General features: G+C 70.2%; 19 protein-coding genes. 10 read left to right on the forward strand and 9 right to left on the reverse strand.

Annotated elements, in window-relative coordinates; all coding sequences use genetic code 11:
• Positions 1 to 4: 4 nt before the first annotated feature.
• The 3 genes from RF645_RS06730 to RF645_RS06740 are packed head-to-tail and all read right to left on the reverse strand — an operon-like array spanning position 5 to position 2,406.
• Positions 5 to 1,186: a benzoate/H(+) symporter BenE family transporter gene (locus RF645_RS06730; RefSeq protein WP_368818859.1), complete on the reverse strand. Its 1,182-nt coding sequence runs from the start codon at positions 1,184 to 1,186 to the stop codon at positions 5 to 7.
• A 31-nt stretch (positions 1,187 to 1,217) separates the two neighbouring features.
• Positions 1,218 to 1,454, reverse strand: coding sequence for a hypothetical protein (locus RF645_RS06735; protein ID WP_024289393.1), 237 nt, complete (start codon positions 1,452 to 1,454; stop codon positions 1,218 to 1,220).
• Between the two features lie 10 nt (positions 1,455 to 1,464).
• The gene (locus RF645_RS06740) at positions 1,465 to 2,406 is read right to left on the reverse strand and encodes a TOPRIM nucleotidyl transferase/hydrolase domain-containing protein (protein ID WP_368818830.1); all 942 of its coding nucleotides are present in this window, start codon (positions 2,404 to 2,406) and stop codon (positions 1,465 to 1,467) included.
• A 226-nt stretch (positions 2,407 to 2,632) separates the two neighbouring features.
• On the opposite strand from RF645_RS06740, the gene RF645_RS06745 reads away from it, so the two are divergent.
• The 4 genes from RF645_RS06745 (at position 2,633) to RF645_RS06760 (ending at position 6,901) form a co-directional block, all read left to right on the forward strand.
• Positions 2,633 to 3,583: an ABC transporter ATP-binding protein gene (locus RF645_RS06745; protein ID WP_368818831.1), complete on the forward strand. Its 951-nt coding sequence runs from the start codon at positions 2,633 to 2,635 to the stop codon at positions 3,581 to 3,583.
• Positions 3,580 to 4,863, forward strand: coding sequence for an FtsX-like permease family protein (locus RF645_RS06750; RefSeq protein WP_350869372.1), 1,284 nt, complete (start codon positions 3,580 to 3,582; stop codon positions 4,861 to 4,863). The genes RF645_RS06745 and RF645_RS06750 overlap by 4 nt, the downstream gene beginning before the upstream one ends.
• 81 nt (positions 4,864 to 4,944) lie before the next feature.
• Positions 4,945 to 5,526 (forward strand): hypothetical protein, encoded by a 582-nt coding sequence (locus tag RF645_RS06755; protein ID WP_259904709.1) that lies wholly within the window; start codon positions 4,945 to 4,947, stop codon positions 5,524 to 5,526.
• Between the two features lie 157 nt (positions 5,527 to 5,683).
• Complete coding sequence (locus RF645_RS06760) at positions 5,684 to 6,901, forward strand: hypothetical protein (protein ID WP_368818832.1); 1,218 nt, start codon at positions 5,684 to 5,686, stop codon at positions 6,899 to 6,901.
• An 18-nt stretch (positions 6,902 to 6,919) separates the two neighbouring features.
• Here the strand turns inward: RF645_RS06760 and RF645_RS06765 are convergent, their stop codons facing one another.
• Positions 6,920 to 8,326: a YihY/virulence factor BrkB family protein gene (locus tag RF645_RS06765; RefSeq protein WP_058871561.1), complete on the reverse strand. Its 1,407-nt coding sequence runs from the start codon at positions 8,324 to 8,326 to the stop codon at positions 6,920 to 6,922.
• Positions 8,327 to 8,429: 103 nt separating this feature from the next.
• On the opposite strand from RF645_RS06765, the gene RF645_RS06770 reads away from it, so the two are divergent.
• A complete protein-coding gene (locus tag RF645_RS06770) occupies positions 8,430 to 9,692 on the forward strand; it encodes a phosphatidylserine/phosphatidylglycerophosphate/cardiolipin synthase family protein (RefSeq protein ID WP_368818833.1) in 1,263 nt (420 codons plus the stop codon).
• 108 nt (positions 9,693 to 9,800) lie between these two features.
• On the opposite strand, the gene RF645_RS06775 is transcribed toward RF645_RS06770, so the two are convergent.
• Both RF645_RS06775 and RF645_RS06780 read right to left on the reverse strand, forming a co-directional pair.
• A complete protein-coding gene (locus tag RF645_RS06775) occupies positions 9,801 to 10,136 on the reverse strand; it encodes a hypothetical protein (protein WP_368818835.1) in 336 nt (111 codons plus the stop codon).
• A 202-nt stretch (positions 10,137 to 10,338) separates the two neighbouring features.
• Complete coding sequence (locus tag RF645_RS06780; RefSeq protein WP_006214589.1) at positions 10,339 to 10,545, reverse strand: cold-shock protein; 207 nt, start codon at positions 10,543 to 10,545, stop codon at positions 10,339 to 10,341.
• A 689-nt stretch (positions 10,546 to 11,234) separates the two neighbouring features.
• Between RF645_RS06780 and RF645_RS06785 the strand changes: the two genes are divergently transcribed.
• Entirely contained in the window at positions 11,235 to 11,924 is a 690-nt protein-coding gene (locus tag RF645_RS06785; RefSeq protein ID WP_368818836.1) for a hypothetical protein, read from the forward strand.
• A 57-nt stretch (positions 11,925 to 11,981) separates the two neighbouring features.
• Positions 11,982 to 12,755, forward strand: a complete 774-nt coding sequence (locus RF645_RS06790; RefSeq protein ID WP_368818837.1) for a hypothetical protein — start codon at positions 11,982 to 11,984, stop codon at positions 12,753 to 12,755.
• On the opposite strand, the gene RF645_RS06795 is transcribed toward RF645_RS06790, so the two are convergent.
• On the reverse strand, positions 12,756 to 14,336 hold the full coding sequence (locus RF645_RS06795) for a helicase HerA-like domain-containing protein (protein ID WP_368818838.1): 1,581 nt from the start codon (positions 14,334 to 14,336) through the stop codon (positions 12,756 to 12,758).
• A gap of 350 nt (positions 14,337 to 14,686) precedes the next feature.
• On the opposite strand from RF645_RS06795, the gene RF645_RS06800 reads away from it, so the two are divergent.
• Positions 14,687 to 15,346 (forward strand): SDR family oxidoreductase, encoded by a 660-nt coding sequence (locus RF645_RS06800; protein WP_040560767.1) that lies wholly within the window; start codon positions 14,687 to 14,689, stop codon positions 15,344 to 15,346.
• 182 nt (positions 15,347 to 15,528) lie between these two features.
• Positions 15,529 to 16,977: a sugar porter family MFS transporter gene (locus tag RF645_RS06805; RefSeq protein ID WP_368818839.1), complete on the forward strand. Its 1,449-nt coding sequence runs from the start codon at positions 15,529 to 15,531 to the stop codon at positions 16,975 to 16,977.
• Between the two features lie 57 nt (positions 16,978 to 17,034).
• Here RF645_RS06805 and RF645_RS06810 read toward each other — a convergent pair whose 3' ends face one another.
• Positions 17,035 to 18,402: a galactokinase gene (locus RF645_RS06810; protein WP_368818840.1), complete on the reverse strand. Its 1,368-nt coding sequence runs from the start codon at positions 18,400 to 18,402 to the stop codon at positions 17,035 to 17,037.
• Positions 18,403 to 18,460: 58 nt separating this feature from the next.
• The gene (locus tag RF645_RS06815; RefSeq protein ID WP_368818841.1) at positions 18,461 to 19,732 is read right to left on the reverse strand and encodes an aromatic acid exporter family protein; all 1,272 of its coding nucleotides are present in this window, start codon (positions 19,730 to 19,732) and stop codon (positions 18,461 to 18,463) included.
• A gap of 299 nt (positions 19,733 to 20,031) precedes the next feature.
• Here RF645_RS06815 and RF645_RS06820 point away from each other — a divergent pair, with 299 nt between their 5' ends.
• Complete coding sequence (locus RF645_RS06820) at positions 20,032 to 20,688, forward strand: DUF6318 family protein (protein ID WP_368818842.1); 657 nt, start codon at positions 20,032 to 20,034, stop codon at positions 20,686 to 20,688.
• Positions 20,689 to 20,764: the final 76 nt, after the last annotated feature.

Genomic DNA, 20,764 nt, shown 5'->3' on the forward strand with positions numbered 1-20,764 from the left:
CCGCTCAGCCGGCTCGGTCGGAGCCGGGCGTCGGCACGGTGCGACCCCACCGCAGCACCCATCGCACGCTCAGCCCGGCGACCAGGGCCCAGAAGGCCGCGGACATCCCGGCCACGCTGACCCCGGAGGCGACGACGGCGAAGGTCACCGCGGCGGGCACGAGATCCTCGGTGCGCTCGAGCGCGGCCCTCAGGGAGGAGGCGAAGGTGCTGAGCAGGGCGAGTCCGGCCACCGCCGGGATGACGCCCTCCGGAGCCAGGCTCACCAGCGCCCCGAAGGCGCCTGCTCCCCATCCGATCAGCACGAGCAGGCAGCCGGAGGCCACGCTGGCGATCCAGCGCCTGGAGCGGTCCTCTCCGGCCTCGGGCCCGGCGGCCAGGGCGGCGCTGATGGCGGCCAGGTTCACGCCCGGGGCCCCGCCGGTGGCGCCCAGCAGCGAGCCCAGACCGGTCACGGTCATGCTGCGGCGCCACGGGATGCGATACCCGAGCCCCTGCATGACCGCGGCACCCGGCACGTTCTGCGAGGCCATCGTGACCAGGAACAGCGGGACGGCCAGCCCGAGCACCGCAGGCGCGCTGAGCTGAGGGGCCGTGAGGTGAAGGTGCGGCACGAACCCGGCCGGGTCGATGCTCTGCCCGGTGCGCAGCACGTGCACGGCCACCACGACCGCGGCCGCGGCGAAGGCCGAGGGCACGGCCCAGCGCGGGAACAGTCGGAGGCCCACGAGCCACACGAGGATCACGGGCAGGACGCCGGCGGGCTGGGCCACCGCTGCCTCGATGGGGCCCAGGCACAGCTGGAGCAGCACGCCGGCGAGCATGGCCTGGGCCACCGCCGGCGGGATGCGGGCGATGAGATCCCCGAGCGCCGGGATCAGGCCGGTGGCGACCACGAGCAGGCCGACCACCAGGAACGCTCCGACAGCGGCCGGCCATCCGCCCTCGACGGCCCCCGTGGAGGCCAGCAGGGCGGCTCCGGGCGTGGACCAGGCGATCGTGATCGGCTGCCGGGACCAGACGGCCAGCAGGATCGAGCCCAGGCCCATCAGCACGGTCACGACCATGAGGCCACCGGCCGCCTGCGCGGGATCGGCCCCCACCGCGGACAGCCCGGCCAGGACCACCGCGAACGTGGAGGTGAAGGCCACCAGAGCCGAGACGACTCCCGCCGAGATCGGCTGCATCACCTCGGCGCGGGTCGCGCTCAGCGCGCGCTCACTTCTTGGGTGACCAGAAGCGGCGGTCGCGATCCCACTGCACGGTGCCGTCGTGGGCCTTGCGGAAGGCCTTCACGACCGACTGGTCCAGGGCGGGGTGTCCGTGGGGGCTGGTGCGCACCCACTCCTGCCCGAACTTCTCCGGCACCAGGCGGACGGCATCGTCCTGGTCGAGCCGTCCCTCCGTGCGGATCGTCTCGAGCATCCAGTCTGCGATCTCCTCAGGCGTCGTCATGCGGGCAACCCTACGCGTCCTGCGAGCTCGCTCCGCGCTCCGATGGTGGGATGCCGGGCCGCGGCGGGCCGTCCGCCTCCAGGGCGGCGACCGCGGCGCAGATCCGGCGGAACGACGGCGGCAGATCCTCCGCCTGCGCTGCGGCCGCGGCCTCCGCGAACCGCTCCGGACGCTTGGCGGCCAGTGTGCCGCCGCGGGCCTGCAGGGCGGACACGAACGACGGCCACCGGGACAGCTCGTCCTCCAGATCCACCTCGAGCGCGGACCAGGACGGCCCCACGACGGTCGGCCCGCCGAATCCCCATCCGGCGACGGCGGGGTCCTCGCCGCGCCAGCGGGGATCCGCGGCTCGGTCGGCGGCCGTCGGGTCGATCGCGGCCGCCGCCGTCGAGCCCGGTGCTGCGGCGGACGACGACCGCAGCGACGCCACGAGCGCCTCCGTGGCCTGGCGCCGACTGCGCAGGATCCGGTGCCGAGCGGTCGAGGACCCCGAGACGGGGCCGCCGTCGCCGTCGAAGAGCACGTGGTGCGGGATCCCCAGGGCCAGGTGGAGGTGGTGCAGGACGGCCAGGCGGGTCTTGCTGCCGGCCGGCTGCACCAGGGACAGGCGGTCGCCGCTGCGCCGCAGCACCTGCTCCAGCACGGCCTGATCCGTGGTGCCCTCGACCAGCAGGGTGCGCGGGGCGGCGAGCATCCGGCCGAGGTCGTGCTCGGGGACGGCCCCGAGCTCGCGGGCGACGTGATTGCGCGCCCGGCCCATCGACCGAGCGAGCTCGTGCAGGCGCACCGTGCGGGGGCCGTCGCGGGTCAGGCGGACGACGGATTCGAGCTGGGACGGCGGGACGGGGGCCGCCTCGGCGGCAGAGGCGGCCACCGGCACCTCGAGCCGCTGCGCGTCCGAGGGCCGCTCGTGCGCCGGCGGAGGACTCAGACGGGGGTCGCGGGATGCCACGCGGCCCAGGGTAGGCGTCCGCGCCGGGCACCGCGCGCCCCGCAGGACGCGCGGGCCTCCCCAGAAAGGATGAGCCGGGCCCAGCTGGGCCCCGAGAGTTCACTCTCTGGTCTGATGCCGTCAGGTGCGCATGTTTGGGAGGATGGTGCACAGCTGATGCGGAAGGCACCACCGGATTCGAGTCCGGCTGCCGCGACGCCCAACCCCCTACACAGGAGGCACCACGATGGAACCCCCGGTCCTGGAGACCGAGAACCTGGTCAAGGTCTACGGCAAGGGCGAGACGCGCTTCGACGCGCTGAAGGGACTCACGCTGGAGATCCACCGCGGCGAGTCCGTGGCCGTGGTCGGCAAGTCCGGCTCCGGCAAGTCCACCCTCATGCACCTCATGGCGCTGCTCGATCGGCCCAGCCAGGGGGTCGTGGCGCTGGACGGCAGCCCCGTCTCCGAGCTGAGCACCAAGGAGATCAACCGACTGCGCAACGAGCGCTTCGGCTTCGTCTTCCAGCAGTTCTTCCTCAACGCGAACCAGACGGTGCTCGAGAACGTCGTCCTGCCGCTGAAGATCGCCGGTGTGGGCAAATCCGAGCGCAACCGCAAGGGCATGGAGGCCCTCGAGCGCCTGGGCATGGCCGACAAGGCCGCGAACAAGGCCACGAACCTCTCCGGCGGGCAGAAGCAGCGCGCGTGCATCGCCCGAGCGCTGGTCACGGAGCCGTCGGTGATCTTCGCCGACGAGCCCACCGGCAACCTGGACAGCCGCACCTCCGAGGTCGTCGAGGACATCCTCTTCGGCCTGCAGCGCGAGCAGGGCATCACGCTGGTCATCGTCACCCACGACGACGACCTCGCCGCCCGCTGCGACCGCCGGATCAACCTGGTCGACGGCGAGATCACCTCCGTCCAGGACCACGACGACTCCGTGAGCACGGATTCCCCGGCGCAGCCGGCCGCTCCGGGCCGGGGCGCAGCTGCCGAGCAGCCCGCCGCGGCCCCGTCGGCCGCAGCTCAGGACACAGCGGCGGCCGGACCGTGGGCGCAGATCCCCGACGGAGACGGAGCCCACCGCGGGGAGCCGCAGCCGCAGGCCGATGCGGCCAAGGCCCAGGCCGAGCAGACCAAGCACGCTGACAAGGGCGGCCTGCGCCGTCTCTTCTCGAAGGGAGACCGTCGATGAAGTCCACCGACATCGTCGCCACCGCAGCGGGCAACACGCTGCGCTCCAAGGCCAGGACGCTGCTGACCGTCGTCGCGATCTTCATCGGCGCCTTCACCCTCACCCTGACCTCCGGTCTGGGCGTGGGCATCAACAAGTACATCGACACCCTGCTGCAGGGATTCGGCAGCGAGGACCAGATCTACGTCATGAAGACGGCGGATCAGGCCTCCGGCACCTCGCAGGAGGGCCCGCAGGAGTACGACCCCGAGGCGGCGCAGGCCTCGAGCATGTTCGGCGGCTCGGAGATGCTCACCGAGAAGGACATCGAGAAGGTCGAGGGCATCGACGGCGTGGAGTCCGTGGAGCCGGTGGTCTTCGTGCAGCCGTCGTTCCTGGAGGCCGAGGACGGCTCCCAGTACCAGCTCACCATGGGCTTCCCCACGGATGTGGAGGCCTACTCGTACATGGCCGGTGAGGCTCCCGCCTCCGACGCCGACGAGATCACGATCCCGCAGTCGTGGGTCGAGCCCCTGGGCTACGACTCGGACGACGACGCCGTGGGCGGAACCGTCCAGATCGGGCTGTCGAACGCGGTGGGCGAGGAGAAGACCTTCGAGGCCGAGATCACCGGCGTGACCGAGGAGCTCGCCTCCGGCCAGGGCGGATCCCCGACCCCGTCGGATGAGCTGAACCAGAAGCTGTACGACTACCAGACCTCCGGCATGGTCGAGGAGCAGCCTGAGGGCTACATCCAGGCCGTGGCCAGCGTCCCGGACACCGAGCAGCAGGGGGCCGTGAAGTCCGCCCTGATGGACGAGAACATGATCGGCATGACGGTCGAGGACCAGATCGGCGCGCTCAAGGGCATCATCAACGCGGTGACCTGGGTGCTCAACGGCTTCGCGCTGATCGCGCTGCTGGCCGCCAGCTTCGGCATCGTGAACACGCTGCTGATGTCCGTGCAGGAGCGCACCCGGGAGATCGGCCTGATGAAGGCCATGGGCATGTCCGGCGGCAAGATCTTCGGCCTGTTCTCCGCCGAGGCCGTGCTGATCGGCGTCTTCGGCTCCGTGGCCGGCGTGATCGGCGGCGTGGCCGTCGGCTCGATCGCCAACGCGCTGCTCACCGGCGAGGGCGGCGCTCTGGCCGAGGTCTCCGGGCTGTCGCTCTACGCGATCGCCCCGCTGCAGCTGCTGGTCATCGTCCTGGTGATCATGCTGATCGCCTTCCTGGCGGGCACCCTCCCGGCGGCTCGCGCCGCCAAGAAGGACCCGATCGAGGCGCTGCGCTACGAGTGATGACGCCGGCGGCCGGGCTCCCCGCTCGGCCGCCGGCTCCTGGTTCCCATCCGAGAAGTCCGCACCACAAGGAGAGATGTCATGACGAACACCCCTCAGAACGCTCCGGGCCCCGACTACGGCCAGGGCAGCAAGTACGGCACCGCCGCCTACAACCCCCAGCAGTCCTTCGAGCAGGGCCGGCCCGCCAAGGTCGCCACCCTGCACAAGATGACGATCGCCTCGCTGGTGATCTGGCTGCTCTCCATCATCCCGGGCATCATCATGTCGCTGTCGCCCGAGTTCGAGGAGCAGATGCGGCAGGCCTATATCGACGGCGGCATGGGCGAGGAGATGGCGTCTCAGACAGCGGCTTCCGCCGGGACCATCGGCGTCATCACGACCGTCGTGATGGCCGTCGTGGCGCTGGTTCCCTACATCCTGGTGCTCGTCGGCGTGCCCAAGGGCAAGAACTGGGCTCGCATCCTGGGCATCGTCTTCGCCATCATCGCCGTGCTCTTCACGATCTACGGCCTGGCGACCTCCGGGATGAGCCTGCAGATCGGCGGGGCCATGTCCATCGTCGGGCTGATCCTCAACGTCCTGTTCCTCGTCGTGAACATCTACTGGCTCGTGCTGGCCTTCAACGGCCGCGTGGCCGACTGGTTCAAGGCCGCCCGCTGAGCTCAGCGGGCTCCCGAGTCGCGGTCCCTCGCGCTCATGACGGCCACGTCGTCGTCTTGGGCGCGGGGGACCGCTCATCTCAGTAGGCTGGCGCCAGAACTCGGGAACGGCGCGATGCCTCGCCGGTCCATCCAGCATTCCAGAGAAGGAGCACGACGTGTCGCAGAACCCCCACGACGACGCCCGCCCCGAGGGCGAGCAGCCCCGGTACGAGGCCCCCAGCTACCAGGCGCCGCAGTACGGCGCCCCGGCGGAGCAGACCCCGTCCGAGCCCGAGGCCGTGAACCGGGAGGCCGCCGCGGATTCCGCGCAGACCGCAGACTCCGCCGAGACCTCCGCCCCGCAGGGCGCCTACAGCGCTCCCGCCTACGGCTCGCAGCAGCCGGCTGAGGGCCAGGCCGGGGCCGCAGACGCGCAGCGCTCCGGCTCCACGGCCGTCCCGGCCGCGGGCGAGGGCGCAGCGCCTTCGTACTCCCAGCCGACCTACGACGCCTCCGCTCAGCAGCAGTCCTCCTATTCCGCCCAGGGGCAGCAGGGCTACGACCAGTCCGGCACGCAGCAGGCGCCGTCCTACGGCCAGTCGGCTGAGCAGCCGTCGTACGGCCAGCAGACGCCCTCCTACAGCTCGCAGCAGCCCGCCTACGGTGACCAGCAGCAGCCCTCGCCCTATGGGGAGCAGCCGTCCTACGGCTCCGCTCAGCCGTCCAGCCCCTACGGCCAGCAGCCGTCGGCTCCGCAGTACGGCGGCGCCCAGCAGCCCTCGGCGCCTCAGTACGGCGGCCAGCAGTACGGCGGGCAGCCCGGCAGCCAGGCCCCGCAGTATCAGCCAGCAGGCGGCGGCAGCCAGGCGCCGCAGTACCAGCCGAGCGGCGGGAACCAGTGGGCCGGTGGCGCTGCAGCGGGCGGAGCGGCCTCGGGCGCGGCGTTCGCCAACGCGGGTCGCCTGCGCACCCTGCTCTTCGCCTCGGCGGGGCTGTTCCTGCTGCTGGGCATCGTGCAGGTGCTCGGCCGCACCACCATGGCCTATGCGCTCTCCCTGCAGGAGGCTGCAGACGCGGCCGAGCAGTTCGGGATCGACCTGGGCGGTCAGACCGCCGGCGGACTCGCGATCGGCGTGTTCAACATCATCAGCTGGATCATCACCCTGGGGCTCTACGCCTTGGTGCTGTTCCTGCTCAACAGCAAGCCGGGTGCCGGACGGATCGTGGGCATCATCCTGGCGATCCTGGGCTCCCTGGGGGCACTGGGCGCGTTCATCAGCGCCTTCAACTACGGCTGGGTCGCCATCCTGGTGATCCTCGTGGGCATCGCGTTCATCGCCGTGAACGTCATGTGGATCATCCAGGCGATCAAGGCCAAGCCGGCCGCACGCTGATCCCCGCAGGCTGAGCGATCAGCCCCGACGCCCCGGTCCCTGCCCCTCGGCAGCGGCCGGGGCGTCGTCGTCTTCCGGCTCCGCGGCCGACGACGAGCCCCCGGACGGCTGCTCCCGGGGCGAAGCCTCCGCAGCGGAGCCGGCCTCTGCGCCGCGACGGCGTCGATCGAGCTGGTGTTGCAGCGCCCCTACGGCCGTGGACCCGCCGCGGTGCACGGCGCGGGATGTGGCCCCGCGCAGCTCGTCCCAGCTGTGCACGAGCGCCACGCGGAAGGCCTGGGCTGAGCTCTCGTCGGCCTCGGGAGACTCCTCCCGGGCCCGCTCCTCGTCGGCGGCTTCCCGGAGCCTCTCCTGCATGGCCGGGGTGCCGGTGACGGCGAAGGGGCTGTCGGCCTCGGTGAGCCACAGCGAGCGGGGCAGCCGCCGCGGCAGATCGTCCAGGGCGCTGTCGGCCACGATTCGCCCGAGCTTGCCGGCCATCCGGCGGTCCTCGCGCAGGAAGTCCAGGGTCCAGCGGTTGCGGGGGCGCAGGTCGATGCGATCCCAGGCGCGCAGCCCGATCGCCAGCTGGCGGGCGCGCAGCAGCTCTGCATCCAGGGCGGCCCCGGCGATCAGCACGATGCTTGCGAACCAGGCGAGCACGAGCAGGATCGTCACGCCGTTGAGGGTGCCCAGCAGCGCGTCCACGGTTCCGGCCAGCGAGCTCAGCCAGCCCAGCAGCACGGCCATCGCGAACAGGGCGCCCACGCTCACCAGCGACCCGGCGCTCATGATCCCGAACCGCGGCAGCTCCACGTTGGGGCCCATGTGGTAGGCGACGTTGACGTAGACCACGAGCACGAACAGCAGCAGCGGCCAGCGCAGGAGGTTCCAGGCGGCCACCACGGTCTCGTCGAAGCCCAGCGCCTCGCCGAGCGCCGCCGCCATGTCCCCGCCGACCGTGATCAGCAGAGCCGCGGCCGCCACGGCCACCAGCAGCGCGATGGTCTCGAAGAACACGATCGTACGGAACGGCAGGAACTGCCGGCCTTCGCGGGTGTCGTAGATGCGGTGCATGGAGCGGTGGAAGGCCGCCACGGAGTTCGACGCCGCGATCAGCGTGCCGATGAATCCCAGGACGGCTCCGGCCACGGTGCCGCCGTCGGGGTTCAGGGAGTGCAGCGCGTCGGTCAGGGCGCCGGGGTCCACGGGCGGGAAGAGCACGCTCACCAGGTCGACGATCCCGCGCAGCACGGACTCCTCGAGTCCCAGCAGATTGATGATCGAGACCAGCGAGATCAGCAGCGGGGCGATCGACAGCAGCAGGAAGAACGTCATGGACGCCGCCTGGTCCCACACCTGGATGTAGATGAGCTTCATGACCGCTCGCCGGATGACGTGCAGCACCGTGAGGCGGGGCTGCTGGAGGGTCACGGAACGGGTCACGCTGGCGGTTCCCTAGGGCTCGAGTGCCCGCTCACAAGGGGCGGGGAGGACGGGGGCCATCCTCCCACGATCCTCCCATTGCGGCTCGCGTAGGCTCTGAGGCATGCTCCGACGAATCCCCCAGCCGCTGCGACGGGCCATCACCACGACTGCCACGCGAGCCGCTGTCGGGGTGGTGGGCGTCCAGTTCGCCACCATCGCGACCCTGGTCGGCTACGACGCGGTGAAGAAGCGCGGCCGCAAGACTCGCTCTGGCTTCCCCAAGCCTGGGCACTACGCCGCCGACGTCGCCGGCTCGGACATGGACGTCTTCACCTTCGGCGCGGAGCTCTACGACGACATGATCGCCGCGATCGATGCCGCCGAGCGCACGGTGTACCTGGAGACCTACCTCTGGAAGAGCGATGACTACGGCAAGCGTTTCCTGGATGCCCTCAACCGAGCAGGCGCTCGCGGTGTGGACGTGAAGGTGATGTACGACGGCGTCGGCAACATGGTCGTGGACCCGCGGTTCTACCGGTTCGGACCGGGAGTCGAGCACTACCGCTTCCCCGTGGTGCGCCCTCAGCTGCTCGTGACCCCCCTGCGCTCCAGCGGCCTCACCCACCGCAAGCTGCTCATCGTGGACGACGAGTACTCGTACGTCGGCGGCTACAACCTGGGCTCCACGTACGCCACCGAGTGGCGGGACACCCACCTCAAGATCAGCGGCGCGGACTCGTGGCTGCTGCGTCAGGCGTTCGTGTCCTCCTGGAACTCGATCGCGGTGCGGCGCGGGGGCTGCGAGCCCATCGCCCGTCTGGATCCGGTGGAGTGGGAGTCCCGGATCCGGGTGCTGACCAACATGCCCGTGCGCCGCGTCTACCCCATCCGCAACATGTACCTGCAGGCCATCGACCAGGCGGCCAAGTCCATCTACATCTCCACGGCCTACTTCATCCCGGACCAGCAGATCCTCGATGCCCTGATCCGCGCCCGGAACCGCGGCGTGGACGTCCGTCTGATGTTCCCCATGGACTCGAACCACGTCCTGGCCGACTGGGCCTCGCGCGGGTTCTACGCGCAGCTGCTGCGCGAGGGCATCACCGTCCTGCTCTACAAGGACGCCATGATCCACGCCAAGACCGCCACCATCGACGGCGTCTGGTCCACGATCGGCACCGCGAACATCGACCGCCTGTCCCTGAGCTTCAACTACGAGGTCAACATCGAGATCGTCGACCACGACCTCGCGGCCGTGATGGAGCGGATCTTCGAGTTCGACAGCGAGAACTGCTGGCGGATCACCAAGCAGGAGTGGGACGAGCGTCATCCGCTGGCCTGGATGGGGGAGTGGGCGCTGGCTCCCCTGCGACCGCTGCTCTGAGATCTGCCTGAGCCTGCGGGCTGGAGGGGGGGGCGGGGACGACGAAGGGGGCGCCGGCATCTGCCGGCGCCCCCTTCGTGCGCTGCTGCGAGCAGCGCGTCTGCGGCCTCAGTCCTCGTCGGCGCGGTGGACGTACCAGGCAGCCACGAGCCCGCCGATGATCACGAGGCCCGAGACGGCCAGGCCGAAGCGGTCGTCGTCGTACCAGGGGCTGCGGCCGGCACGGCGGCGCCCGCGGCGGCGGTCGGCGGAGCCTGCGTCGGAGCGGTCATCACCCAGGGGGCCGCGGGCTGCGGCATTCGGATCCGAGATCGCGGGCTGGCCGTGCTCGGCCGCGAAGGCGTCGGGGGTGGTGCCGGCGTGCTGAGCGGCGATGGCCGTGGGGGTGCCGGCTGCGGGGGTCTCGTGGAACTCGCCGTGTCCGGGGATGGAGTTGTGCGGCACGTGGGACTCCTCTGTGCTCGTGGGGCTGACGTGTGGGCCGGGGCGTCGCCGCCCGGCTTCTGGTCCCAGCGTATCCCGCGTCACCCGGCTTGCGGCTGGTCCGGTCGCGGGACGCGGCCGTCGAGCGCGCACTGCGCGATCCGGGAATGCTGAAGGCGCCCGGTGCGATCGCACCGGGCGCCTTCAGCGAAGTATCAGGTGATCAGTTGATCACGGTGATGTTCGCGGCCTGGAGGCCCTTGGGGCCCTCCTGGACCTCGAACTCCACGCGCTGGTTCTCCTCGAGCGAACGGTAGCCGTTGCCGTTGATGGCGGAGAAGTGAGCGAAGACGTCCTGCTGGGAGTCATCGGGGCTGATGAAGCCGAAGCCCTTGTCGGCGTTGAACCACTTGACGGTGCCGGTCTGCATTGTTCTGGTCGATCCTTCCGGAACGGTGGCGAAGCACCGACTCTCGGTGCTCGCGTGCCGTCGTGCTCCACATGACTACATCCGAGTGGACTACGTCGACCGCTGGGTGCGCGGCAGTGGTCCCGTCAAAAGCGGGGGTCGTACGACAACTAGTATCGACGGTACACGAGTCGGACACGGTGCGGAGGGCCGAGGGCAAGAATTCACCTCCGATTCGGCGATGAGGCCGTGCCGCCGATCACATCGGAGCCGAATGCGGTGTTCAGGCAATCCCCAGTGCTTCCCCCGCCGGGGTGCAAGTCGAGTCCAGGACTGCTTCAGGTGCGCGGTGTTGAGTAGTCATCACCTCGGCAACGAGGGCAGCGGCGTCGACTGGAGGGTTCGCGCCGCTGGAGCTTCCTGCACCGGGAGGACGGTGGTGGTGCGTCGTCCAACTGGAGCGAATCGGTGCGGGAGGGGGACAGACAGAGAGCCGTTCGACGCCAGAGCCTGGCGCCGAGCGGCTCTCTTCTCATCTGGGCTCCATTGGGCGGACACAGAAGGCAGAGATCGTCTGTCGCCATTAGCGGGGACGGCCTTCGAGGGCTCCGGGCAGCCTGTTGCAGCGGCCGGTGGATACCCTGACTGGACCCCTTCATGAGCTGCCGCAGACGGCGGCCCCGTCGTCCCAGACCCGGAGGGCCCGGCCCATGACTCCCGGTCAGCGTGCAGATGACCCCTACCTCACCGACAGTCCCACCGCCTGGCGAGTGCGCATCCGCGTGCTCGATCAGCAGGGGCAGCCGGCGCACGTGGAGCCCGCCACGATCGAGCGCTCCCGGGCCGGGATCGCCCGGATCTTCGCCGCAGCCTTCGACGCCGTGGTCCATGCACAGCAGGCCGAGCGCACGGTCAGGGGCCTGCGCCTGCAGGTCGAGCACAGGGAGCTGGGGCCCGGCAGCATCGGCCTGTGGTTCGACGCCCTCGACGAGCGCAGCCGGTTCTCCCGCCTGCTCACCCATGCCTCGGTGTGGGTCGAGACCGTCGACACGCTGCTCGGCAGCGCGTCGAAGGAGCTGATCGCGGTTCTGCGGGGGCAGGTCATGCAGCTCGATGCCCCGGCAGATCAGGTGCTGGTGCGGCCGATCCCCGGGCCAGGAGGGCCGAGATCGCGGATCGAGCTCTCCGTGCCCGGCGCCGCGCCGTCGCGGATGTACTCCGATGTCTGGGAGTGGATCTACAGCGACGAAGGCGAGAGGGCCCGGCGGGACCTGGTGGCTGCCATCGCTGCTCCGGGGGTCGCGAAGATGGACATCATCTTCTACGAGGGCCAGGAGTCCGAGCACGTGCTGCAGCTGAGCAGCTCACAGAGACTGCGGGACTTCGCGGCAGGACGGTAGGGGGACATGGCAGGAGCAGCGGGGGGCAGTCCGGTGACAAGGTCGGGGCGGCAAGCGGTGCTGGCGCTCACGGGGGCGGCCGCGATGATGCTGAGCGGATGCTCGGCGGTCAGCAGCTCGCCGTCGGGCGGGCAGGGCGCGCAGTGCTCGTCGCCCGCAGCCATGGACGTCCAGGTCACGGCCGATTCGGGCAGCGATCAGCTCACGATCACGACCGCTGGCATCGGGGGCTCGGTGCTGCGCACCGAACCCTCCGACGAGGCGCAGGACGCGCCCGACGGCGACATCCCTCTCCGCGAGCTGCCGCCTGGCGTGCATGTGCGCATCGCCGATCTGGACGACGGTGAGATCGTGCGCACCGAGGTGCTCACCGGCGGGATCGCGCACACCGAGGCTCTCGAGGAGGGCGAGTACGCGGTCGGACTGGTGTCCGTGGACTCCTCCGGCCGCATCTCCGGGCTGGCGAGCTCGCGGGTCGTCGTCGGCGAGAGCGGCGGCGTGATCAGCGATCCGGCGCTCGATCAGTCGAGAGGGCTGTCACTCGAGGAGCTCGAGATCGATGAGGGCAGCGCGGTGGCAGTGCTCGCCGAGCAGGAGGGTGCACCGGGCCCGGCGCAGTGGTGGCTCGAAGGCCCGGGGCAGCAGGGCAGCGGACGGGTCGACGACGACGGCAGAGCCCGCCTGGGCGAGGTCGCCGATGGCACTCACACGCTGATCCTGCTCGAGGAGGATGCGGACGCCCCGGGCATCGCCCAGCGAGCCGCCAGCTGCCGGTTCGGCGTGAGCGACGGAGAGCTCACGACGCCCGGGCAGGCCGACGGCTCCCCCTGATCAGCGGCGCCGCCGCGCGGTGCCGAACAGCGTGCGCGTGATCTCCCGGCCCAGGACGGTGCCGGCCGAGCGCATCATCGAGCGGACGGCGGGGTTGTCCAGGAAGCCGCCGCCGTCGCCGCGGTCGTGACGGTCGTCGTCGCGGCGCTCCGTCTGCGGCCTCGCCTCGCGGGCGGGACGGTCGTCGTCCACAGACGAAGGCGCCTCCTGGTCCTGGCCCTTCTGCAGGCGGGCCGTGAGGATCTCGTAGGCGGACTCGCGGTCCACGGCCTCCGAGTACTTCGGCGCCAGCTGTGAGGACGAGATCACCGAGTCGAAGACCTGCTCCGGGGCGGTGGCCATGAGGCTGCGAGGCGTGCGGATCCGGGTCCAGGCCACGGGGGTGGGCGCGCCGGTCTCGGAGAGCACGGTCACGATCGCTTCGCCGGTGCCCAGCTGGGTCAGCAGCTCCTCGAGGTCGTACTCGGACTTGGGGTAGGTGCGAGCCGTGGCCTTGAGGGCCTTGGCGTCGTCCGGGGTGAACGCGCGCAGCGCGTGCTGGACGCGGTTGCCGAGCTGCCCCAGGACGTCGCCGGGCACGTCCTTGGGGGTCTGGGTCACGAAGAAGATGCCCACGCCCTTGGAGCGGATCAGGCGCACCGTCTGCTCGATCGCGCTCAGGAATGCCTTGGAGGCGTTGTCGAAGAGCAGGTGGGCCTCGTCGAGGAAGAACACCAGCTCCGGCTTCTCGGGATCGCCGAGCTCCGGCAGGTCCTGGAAGAGGTCCGCCAGCAGCCACATCAGGAACGTGGAGAACAGCTCGGGGCGGCTGGCCACCCCCGGCAGCTCGAGGCAGGAGATGACGCCGCGGCCGTCCTCTGCCCTGCGCAGCAGGTCGCGGGTGTCGAACTCGGGCTCGCCGAAGAAGACCTCTGCGCCTCCGTTGGCGAACGTGGTCAGCTGGCGCAGGATCACACCGGCGGTCTGCTTGGAGACGCCGCCGATGCCGTCCAGCTCGTCCTTCCCCTCCTCCGAGGTGAGGAACATGATGACCTCGCGCAGGTCCTTGAGGTCCAGCAGCGCCAGACCGGCCTGGTCGGCGTAGTGGAAGATCAGCCCCAGGGCGGACTCCTGGGTGTCGTTGAGACCCAGGACCTTGGACAGCAGGACCGGGCCGAACGACGTCACCGTGGTGCGGATCGGAACGCCCCTGCCCTCGCCGCCAAGGGCCAGGAACTCGACCGGGGAGGCCGTGGGAATCCACTCCTGGCCGATGCTGCGGGCGCGCTCCGTGATCTTGTCGCTGGGCTGGCCCTCCGCCGCCAGCCCGGAGAGATCGCCCTTCATGTCCGAGAGGAAGACGGGGACCCCGGCTTCCGAGAGCTGCTCCGCCATGGCCTGCAGGGTCTTGGTCTTGCCGGTGCCGGTGGCTCCCGCGATCAGCCCGTGGCGGTTCATGGAACCCAGGGGCAGGCCGACCTGCGCGTCCGGGACCGGGGTGCCGCCGGAGACCGCGGCCCCCAGGTTCAGGGCTGGTCCGGAGAAGGCGTAGCCGGAGCGGACGGCGTCGAGCTGGGCATCGTCATGCGTCTGATCAGTCACGGCGCCGAGCCTACACACGAGTGCTTTCCGACGGCAGGGCTGTGCACCGTCCGACGCACGCGCTCAGGGCGAGTCCGACGGCCAGGGCGAGGGCGGCGAGGGCGCGGCGTCGGGCGGGGGCCGACGACGTCCGGGGGGAGGTGAGGGAGGACATGCGCTTATCCTGCCGCCCGATCACCCCTGATGCCGCACTCGAGCACGGGCATGACGACCGAGCACGTCACGCTCGCGAAGGGGTGGTGCGGCCGTCGGCGAACACCCTTCATCGCGGCGAGGGGCGGAGGCATGATGGAGGCATCACTCGAGGACGGGGACGGGTCTCGAACCGCCCCCGGGAAACGGAGCAGATCATGACGAACATTGCGATCATCGGCGGCCACGGCAAGGTCGCGCTGCGGCTGGCTCCCCTGCTGGTCGAGGCGGGCGACGAGGTCACCTCGTGGATCCGCAGCCAGGACCAGGTCGAGGACATCGAGCAGACCGGGGCCACCGCCAAGGTCCTCGACGTCCAGCAGCTGTCCACCGAGCAGCTCTCGGACGAGTTCGAGGGCGTGGACGTCGTCATCTGGTCCGCAGGCGCCGGCGGCGGCGACCCCGAGCGCACCTGGGCGGTGGACCGCGACGCCGCGATCCGCACCATGGACGCCGCCGAGAAGGCCGGCGTGGGCCGGTACGTGATGGTGTCCTACCTGGGCGCCGGTCCGGATCACGGCGTGGACGAATCCGACGACTTCTTCGCCTATGCCGAGGGCAAGACCCAGGCGGATGAGCACCTGAAGAAGTCCTCGCTGCGCTGGACCATCCTGGGCCCGGGCATGCTGACCCTCGACGACGCCTCCGGGAAGATCACCGTGCTGCCCGAGGGCCAGCAGCCGGACAACGCCGACACCTCGCGCGCCAACGTCGCCGCTGTGGCCCATGCGGTCCTGTCGGACGACACCACGATCGGGCGCAAGATCAACTTTGTGGACGGCGACACCCCGATCGCGGAGGCTATCTCCGCTTCCTGATCAGGGCGCCTGCAGAAGGCGCACGGTCACGACGACGGCCGCGAGCGAGCTGGAAGCTCGTTCGCGGCCGTCGTCTGCCATGCAGGGACCGGCCCCGGCGCGTGCCATCTCGAGGATCGGGCTAGTGTCAGTCTCCGAAGACGCGGGACATGGAGGTTCCGCGAGGTCGCGGAGGATTGAGAATGAGTCAGGTGCGAACCGGTCGGGCGCAGGGCACAGGCCTGCCTCCCCTGACGTCCGGGAAGCATTCGCGCTTCCTGGACAAGCTGGTGGTCATCGCGACCTTCGGCGGCCTTCTCTTCGGCTACGACACCGGCGTGATCAACGGCGCCCTGGGCCCCATGTCGGAGCCTGGGGCGCTGGATCTCTCCCCGATGGAGCAGGGCGTCGTGACGTCGTCGCTGCTGATCGGCGCTGCAGCCGGCGCGATCATCGGCGGGCGCTGCTCGGACCGCTGGGGACGTCGGCGCACGATCCTGGCCATGGCGGTCCTCTTCTTCGTCGGCGCCCTGGGCTGCGTGCTCGCCCCGACAGCCGGTGTCATGGTGGCCTTCCGCGTGGTCCTGGGCCTGGCTGTGGGCGGAGCCTCGGTCACCGTGCCGGTCTACCTCTCGGAGATGGCCCCCACCGAGCGCCGCGGGGCCATGTCCGGGCGCAACGAGGTCATGATCGCGGTCGGTCAGCTGCTGGCGTTCCTGATCAACGCGATCATCGGCAGCGCGTTCTACGAGGTCCCCGGGCACTGGCGCGTGATGCTGGCCGTGGCCGCGCTGCCAGCGCTGGCGCTGTTCTTCGGGATGCTGCGCATGCCGGAGTCGCCGCGCTGGCTGCTGGCCCAGGGCGACCGCGATGCCGCGCTGAAGGTCCTGCAGCGGGTCCGCACTCCGGAGCGCGCCAAGGCAGAGCTCGTGGAGGTCGAGGAGCTGGCCGCTCGCGATGCGGCTGAGCACGAGGGCGGGCTGGCGACTCTGCGCAACGAGCCCTGGGTGCGCCGCGTGCTGCTGATCGGCATCGGCGTGGCCGTGTCCCAGCAGCTCTCCGGCATCAACTCCGTCATGTACTACGGCACGCTGCTGCTGGAGCAGGCGGGCTTCTCATCCTCGGCCGCCCTGATCGCCAACGTGGCCAACGGCGTGATCGCCGTGATCGGCATGCTCACCGGCATGGCCCTGATCGACCGCGTGGGACGACGACGGCTGATGATCTTCGGCTTCACGGGCATCACGTCCATGCATCTGCTGATCGGGCTGAGCGCACTGCTGCTGCCTGAGGGGCTGGGGCGGGCGATCTTCATCCTGATCTTCGTGGTGCTGTTCGTGGGCTGCATGCAGGCCTCGATCGGCTTCGGCGCGTGGATCATCCTGGCCGAGATCTTCCCGCTGAAGTTCCGCGGGGCGGGCATCGGGATCTCGGTGCTGATGATGTGGCTGGCCAACGCCACGGTGACCCTGCTGTTCCCGCAGGTGGTCTCGGCCACCGGCATCACGGTGACGTTCTTCCTGTTCGCGGCCCTGGGCGCGGCATGCCTGTTCTTCTTCTGGCGCTTCGTCCCCGAGACCAAGGGCCGCTCGCTCGAGCAGATCGAGGAGTCCTTCGCCGGTGGGGAGCTGAAGCGGATCCACCGCCGCTGATCGCTCGATCGCACTGCTCGGCGCCGTCGGTCCCCGGACCGGTGGCGCCGCCGCGTGTCAGTTGCAGCCCATCCCGGCGAGCTCCAGGCAGTCCCGGCAGACCACGTGGCCCGAATCGGCGGGCCTGAGGTCCAGGAAGCGCACGCTGGGCAGCTGCGCCCGGACGACCGCTGCGGCCACGGCCTCCGTGACTGCCTCCACATTGCGCTCCGGGACGAGCATGAGCACCGAGCCGCCGAAGCCGCCGCCGATCAGCCTTGCGCCGTCGGCGCCGGCGGACAGCGCTGTGTCCACGATGAGGTCGGCGGCGGCGAACGAGGCCTCGGCGTCGTCGCGCATGGAGGCGTGTCCGCTGGTGAGGATCCGCCCGACGGCGCAGGGGACCGAAACCCCCGTCTCGCCGGCGAGCAGGGCGTCGATCTGCTCGGAGCGGAGCATCTCCGTGAGGGCGTGGCGCAGGCGGCGGAAGGCGTCGCCGGGGTCGCGGCCCTCGAGCTGCTCGGCGGTGGGCGCGGCATCCTCCCAGCGTCGCAGGACGGTCTCGACGTCGTCCTGGGACGGTGTCTCCGGCAGGAGGTCCCGCAGGCGGTCGGCGCCCAGGAATCGGGCGGCTGCCTCGGCGTCCAGGCGGCGGGAGGAGAACTCGTGCCCGCCGAGCCAGTGCGGCGTGCGCGTGTCCACGCCGATCAGCCGGTGCCCATCCAGCAGCGCGTCGGCCGAGCGGTAGGTGATCGAGAAGTCGCGGCAGTCCAGGGAGACCACCTGGCCGGCGTGGGAACGCAGGCTCGCGGTCTGATCCAGCCCGCCGGTGTTGGCACCCACCACGCGGACCTCCGCCATCATGCAGGCGTGGGCCAGGGCTGCGCGGCGGGCGTCGTCGTGCTCGTCGGAGCCGGTGATCATCCCCGCGAAGGCGAGGATCGAGGCGCACTCCAGCGCGGCCGAGGACGACAGGCCGCCGCCCACGGGAAGAGTGGAGCGGATCAGCATGTCGGCTCCGAAGCCCTCGGGGATGCTGGTCCCGGGGGTGCACTCCGCGACCTCGTGCAGGCCCCACAGGGCGCCGGCCACGTAGCCGGTCCAGCCCTCGGGACGGCCCGGGCCGATGTCCTCCACGCGGACCTCGAGAATCCCCTCGTCAAGCGTGGGCTCCAGGGTGCGCATGCGCAGGAGGCCGTCGGTGCGCGGTGCTGCAGCCACGAGCGTTCCGTAGGGCAGGGCCAGCGGAAGGCAGCGCCCGCCCAGGAAGTCGATGTGCTCTCCGTTGAGGTTCGCGCGGCCCGGGGACTGCCAGATGCCTTCCGGCCTGCGGCCGAAGACCCTCTCGAAGTTCTCGAGACCGCTGCGCGCGATCACCGCATTGTCGGGGTGCGGCACCCATTCGGGTGCGGCAGATCCCGGCTCCGCGGGGTGGGGCTGGTGCACGGGGGCCTCCTGGTGCTGAGAAGTGCGCCCCACTCTAGACCCGGTGCCGGACGCGCTATCAGCGCAGGCGCCGCTCGTGCTGCGTGCCACTGCCCTGCGCGGTGCGCCGCGGTCGGAACGACCGGCGCGGCTTGGGCGGCGGGTTCGACGCGCCGTGGGTCGTGACCACCTGCAGAACGCGCTCCAGGTCTGTGCCCACGGTGACCAGCCACCAGTGGTCCCAGGTGTTGCGCATCTCGAGGTCCTCCAGGACGTTCGAGAGATCGCTCACCCGCGCACGGGCCCGCGCGGCCAGGATCTGGACCTCGTCCTTCTCCTCGTCGTCCAGGTTCAGCGGCACGATCGACAGGGAGGTGGTCATGGTCGAGAACGACTCGGTGTCCACCTTCCATGCCACGCGCATGACCTCGGCGACGGCGCGCAGCGCGCGCTCGAGCTCGCGGGAGACGTCGGCGGGGACCACCATGTGGGAGCCGTCCTCGGCGAACAGCCTGCGCAGGGCGTCGGTGAGGTCGCGCATGTAGAAGGAGACGTGCTCCACGCGGATCAGACGGGCCAGACCGGGGTCCTGACCCTTCTTGTTGGGCAGCATCATGCGCGGGTTGCCCTTGGCGGTGGAGGCGGTGGCTTCGACGACGCCGCGGACCTCCGCGGCGACCGAGGCGAGCTGGTAGTTGACCTCCACCCAGTCGGTGCGCGAGGTGGAGCCGGGCGTGCGGACCTCCATGGCGACGTCGCGCAGGTAGAACACCATCAGCCGTTCGATCCGCCCCAGCTCCAGGGACGCGGAGCGGAAGTCGACGGGCTGAGCCACCACGTAGTTCACGATCAGCCCGATCGTGGCGCCGGTGGCCATCTGGACGATGTAGCCCAGGGAGTAGTTGTCGGCGTTGGGCCCGCCCACCACCAGCACGAACAGCGCGGTGATGGGGATGTAGTCCGCCCCGGCCCCGAACCTGCGGACGCCCGCCAGGATGACGCCGAGTGCGATGGCGGGGAACAGGGTGATGACCACCGGCCACGGCGTGAGCTGGACTGTCAGGGCCAGGAGCATGCCCACGCCCAGTCCCAGAAGCGTCTGCCCCGCAGTGCGCAGCGAGCCCGTGAGGCTCGGGTACATCGCCACGAGCGCGCCCAGAGGGGCGTAGTAGGGGTACTGCGCCACGACGCCCGGCATGAACGGAGCGACCATGTAGGCGAGCATGCAGGCCAGCGCCGCCTTGAGGGCCAGCAGCAGGCGCGACGAGTTGATCGTGCTGTTGTGCCAGGGGCGCAGCAGCGAATCATCGTCGTCGCGCGAGGCCGATGACGGCTGGGAAGAGAGGCGCACGGCAGTCCTGTTCAAGCGGGGCGAGTGCCCGGGATCAGATGCTTGAGGGGCGCGAGAAGAGATCTACGCGCCGGTCACTTTAGCGGTCCGCATGGCCTCGGGTCGATGGGTGCAGGCGACGGATTTCTGCCGTGACTGTTCATGAAGATTCGACCCGTGACCTGCTGTGACGCATGTTCATCCGGGTCATCCACAGGTCTCGACGACCCCCTGTCGTGACGCTGTGACTGCGGCATACGATCACGACACTTGTCGTCATGCACCTGAGACTGCAGGGGCATCGAGCCGGAGGCCATCCGATGACCGCGAGATCCCTCGTCCTGCCTGCCACCGCAATGGTCGCAGCAGTCCTGTTGACGGCCTGCGCCCCGGCGGACGACGGCCCCGACGACGCCTCCAGCAGCACGGCCTCCGAGGCGGCCTCTTCCTCGTCCTCCTCCGAGGCGTCGGCCGAGAAGACCCCGGGCGCCGATGGCGAGTACGTGGAGGCATCCGCCGACGGGCCTGCCCAGAACGTCCCCAAGCCCCAGAAGCCGGCGCTGGCTGATGAGGAGTCGTACGAGGGGGCCCAGGCCTTCCTCGACTACCTGGCCGACGCGCGCGCATATGCCTATCAGACGGGTGACACCACTCTGATCCGGGAGATCACCGCGGAAGAATGCGGCAATTGCTACGAAGAATATGACGACATTGACGCGATTTATGAAAGCGGGGGGTGGGCCTCTGCAGGGCGTGATGAATTGGATATCATCGACAAGGATATGCCGGTTAATTCTTACGGATTCCCGTCGCCGCGTGTAAGTAATGGGTATGAGGGGATGACAGTTTGGGGGCCGAATGGGGAGGTTGAGGAAAAATATCCACCCATTGACCCCAAAGACAGTGTGGTTTATGTCCACATGGCTCATGCGGATGACGGGTGGGTATATGTTTTGTCTACGGACGAACCCGCGTGAGCCAGGACTTCGTGCGTGGTCTGTTGGTCGTCGGCCTAATCACGCTGGCCCTAGCTGCTCTTGACCCAAAGGAAGC

This window comes from Kocuria sp. CPCC 205260 (assembly GCF_040981045.1).
GTDB classification, from domain to species: domain Bacteria; phylum Actinomycetota; class Actinomycetes; order Actinomycetales; family Micrococcaceae; genus Kocuria; species Kocuria palustris.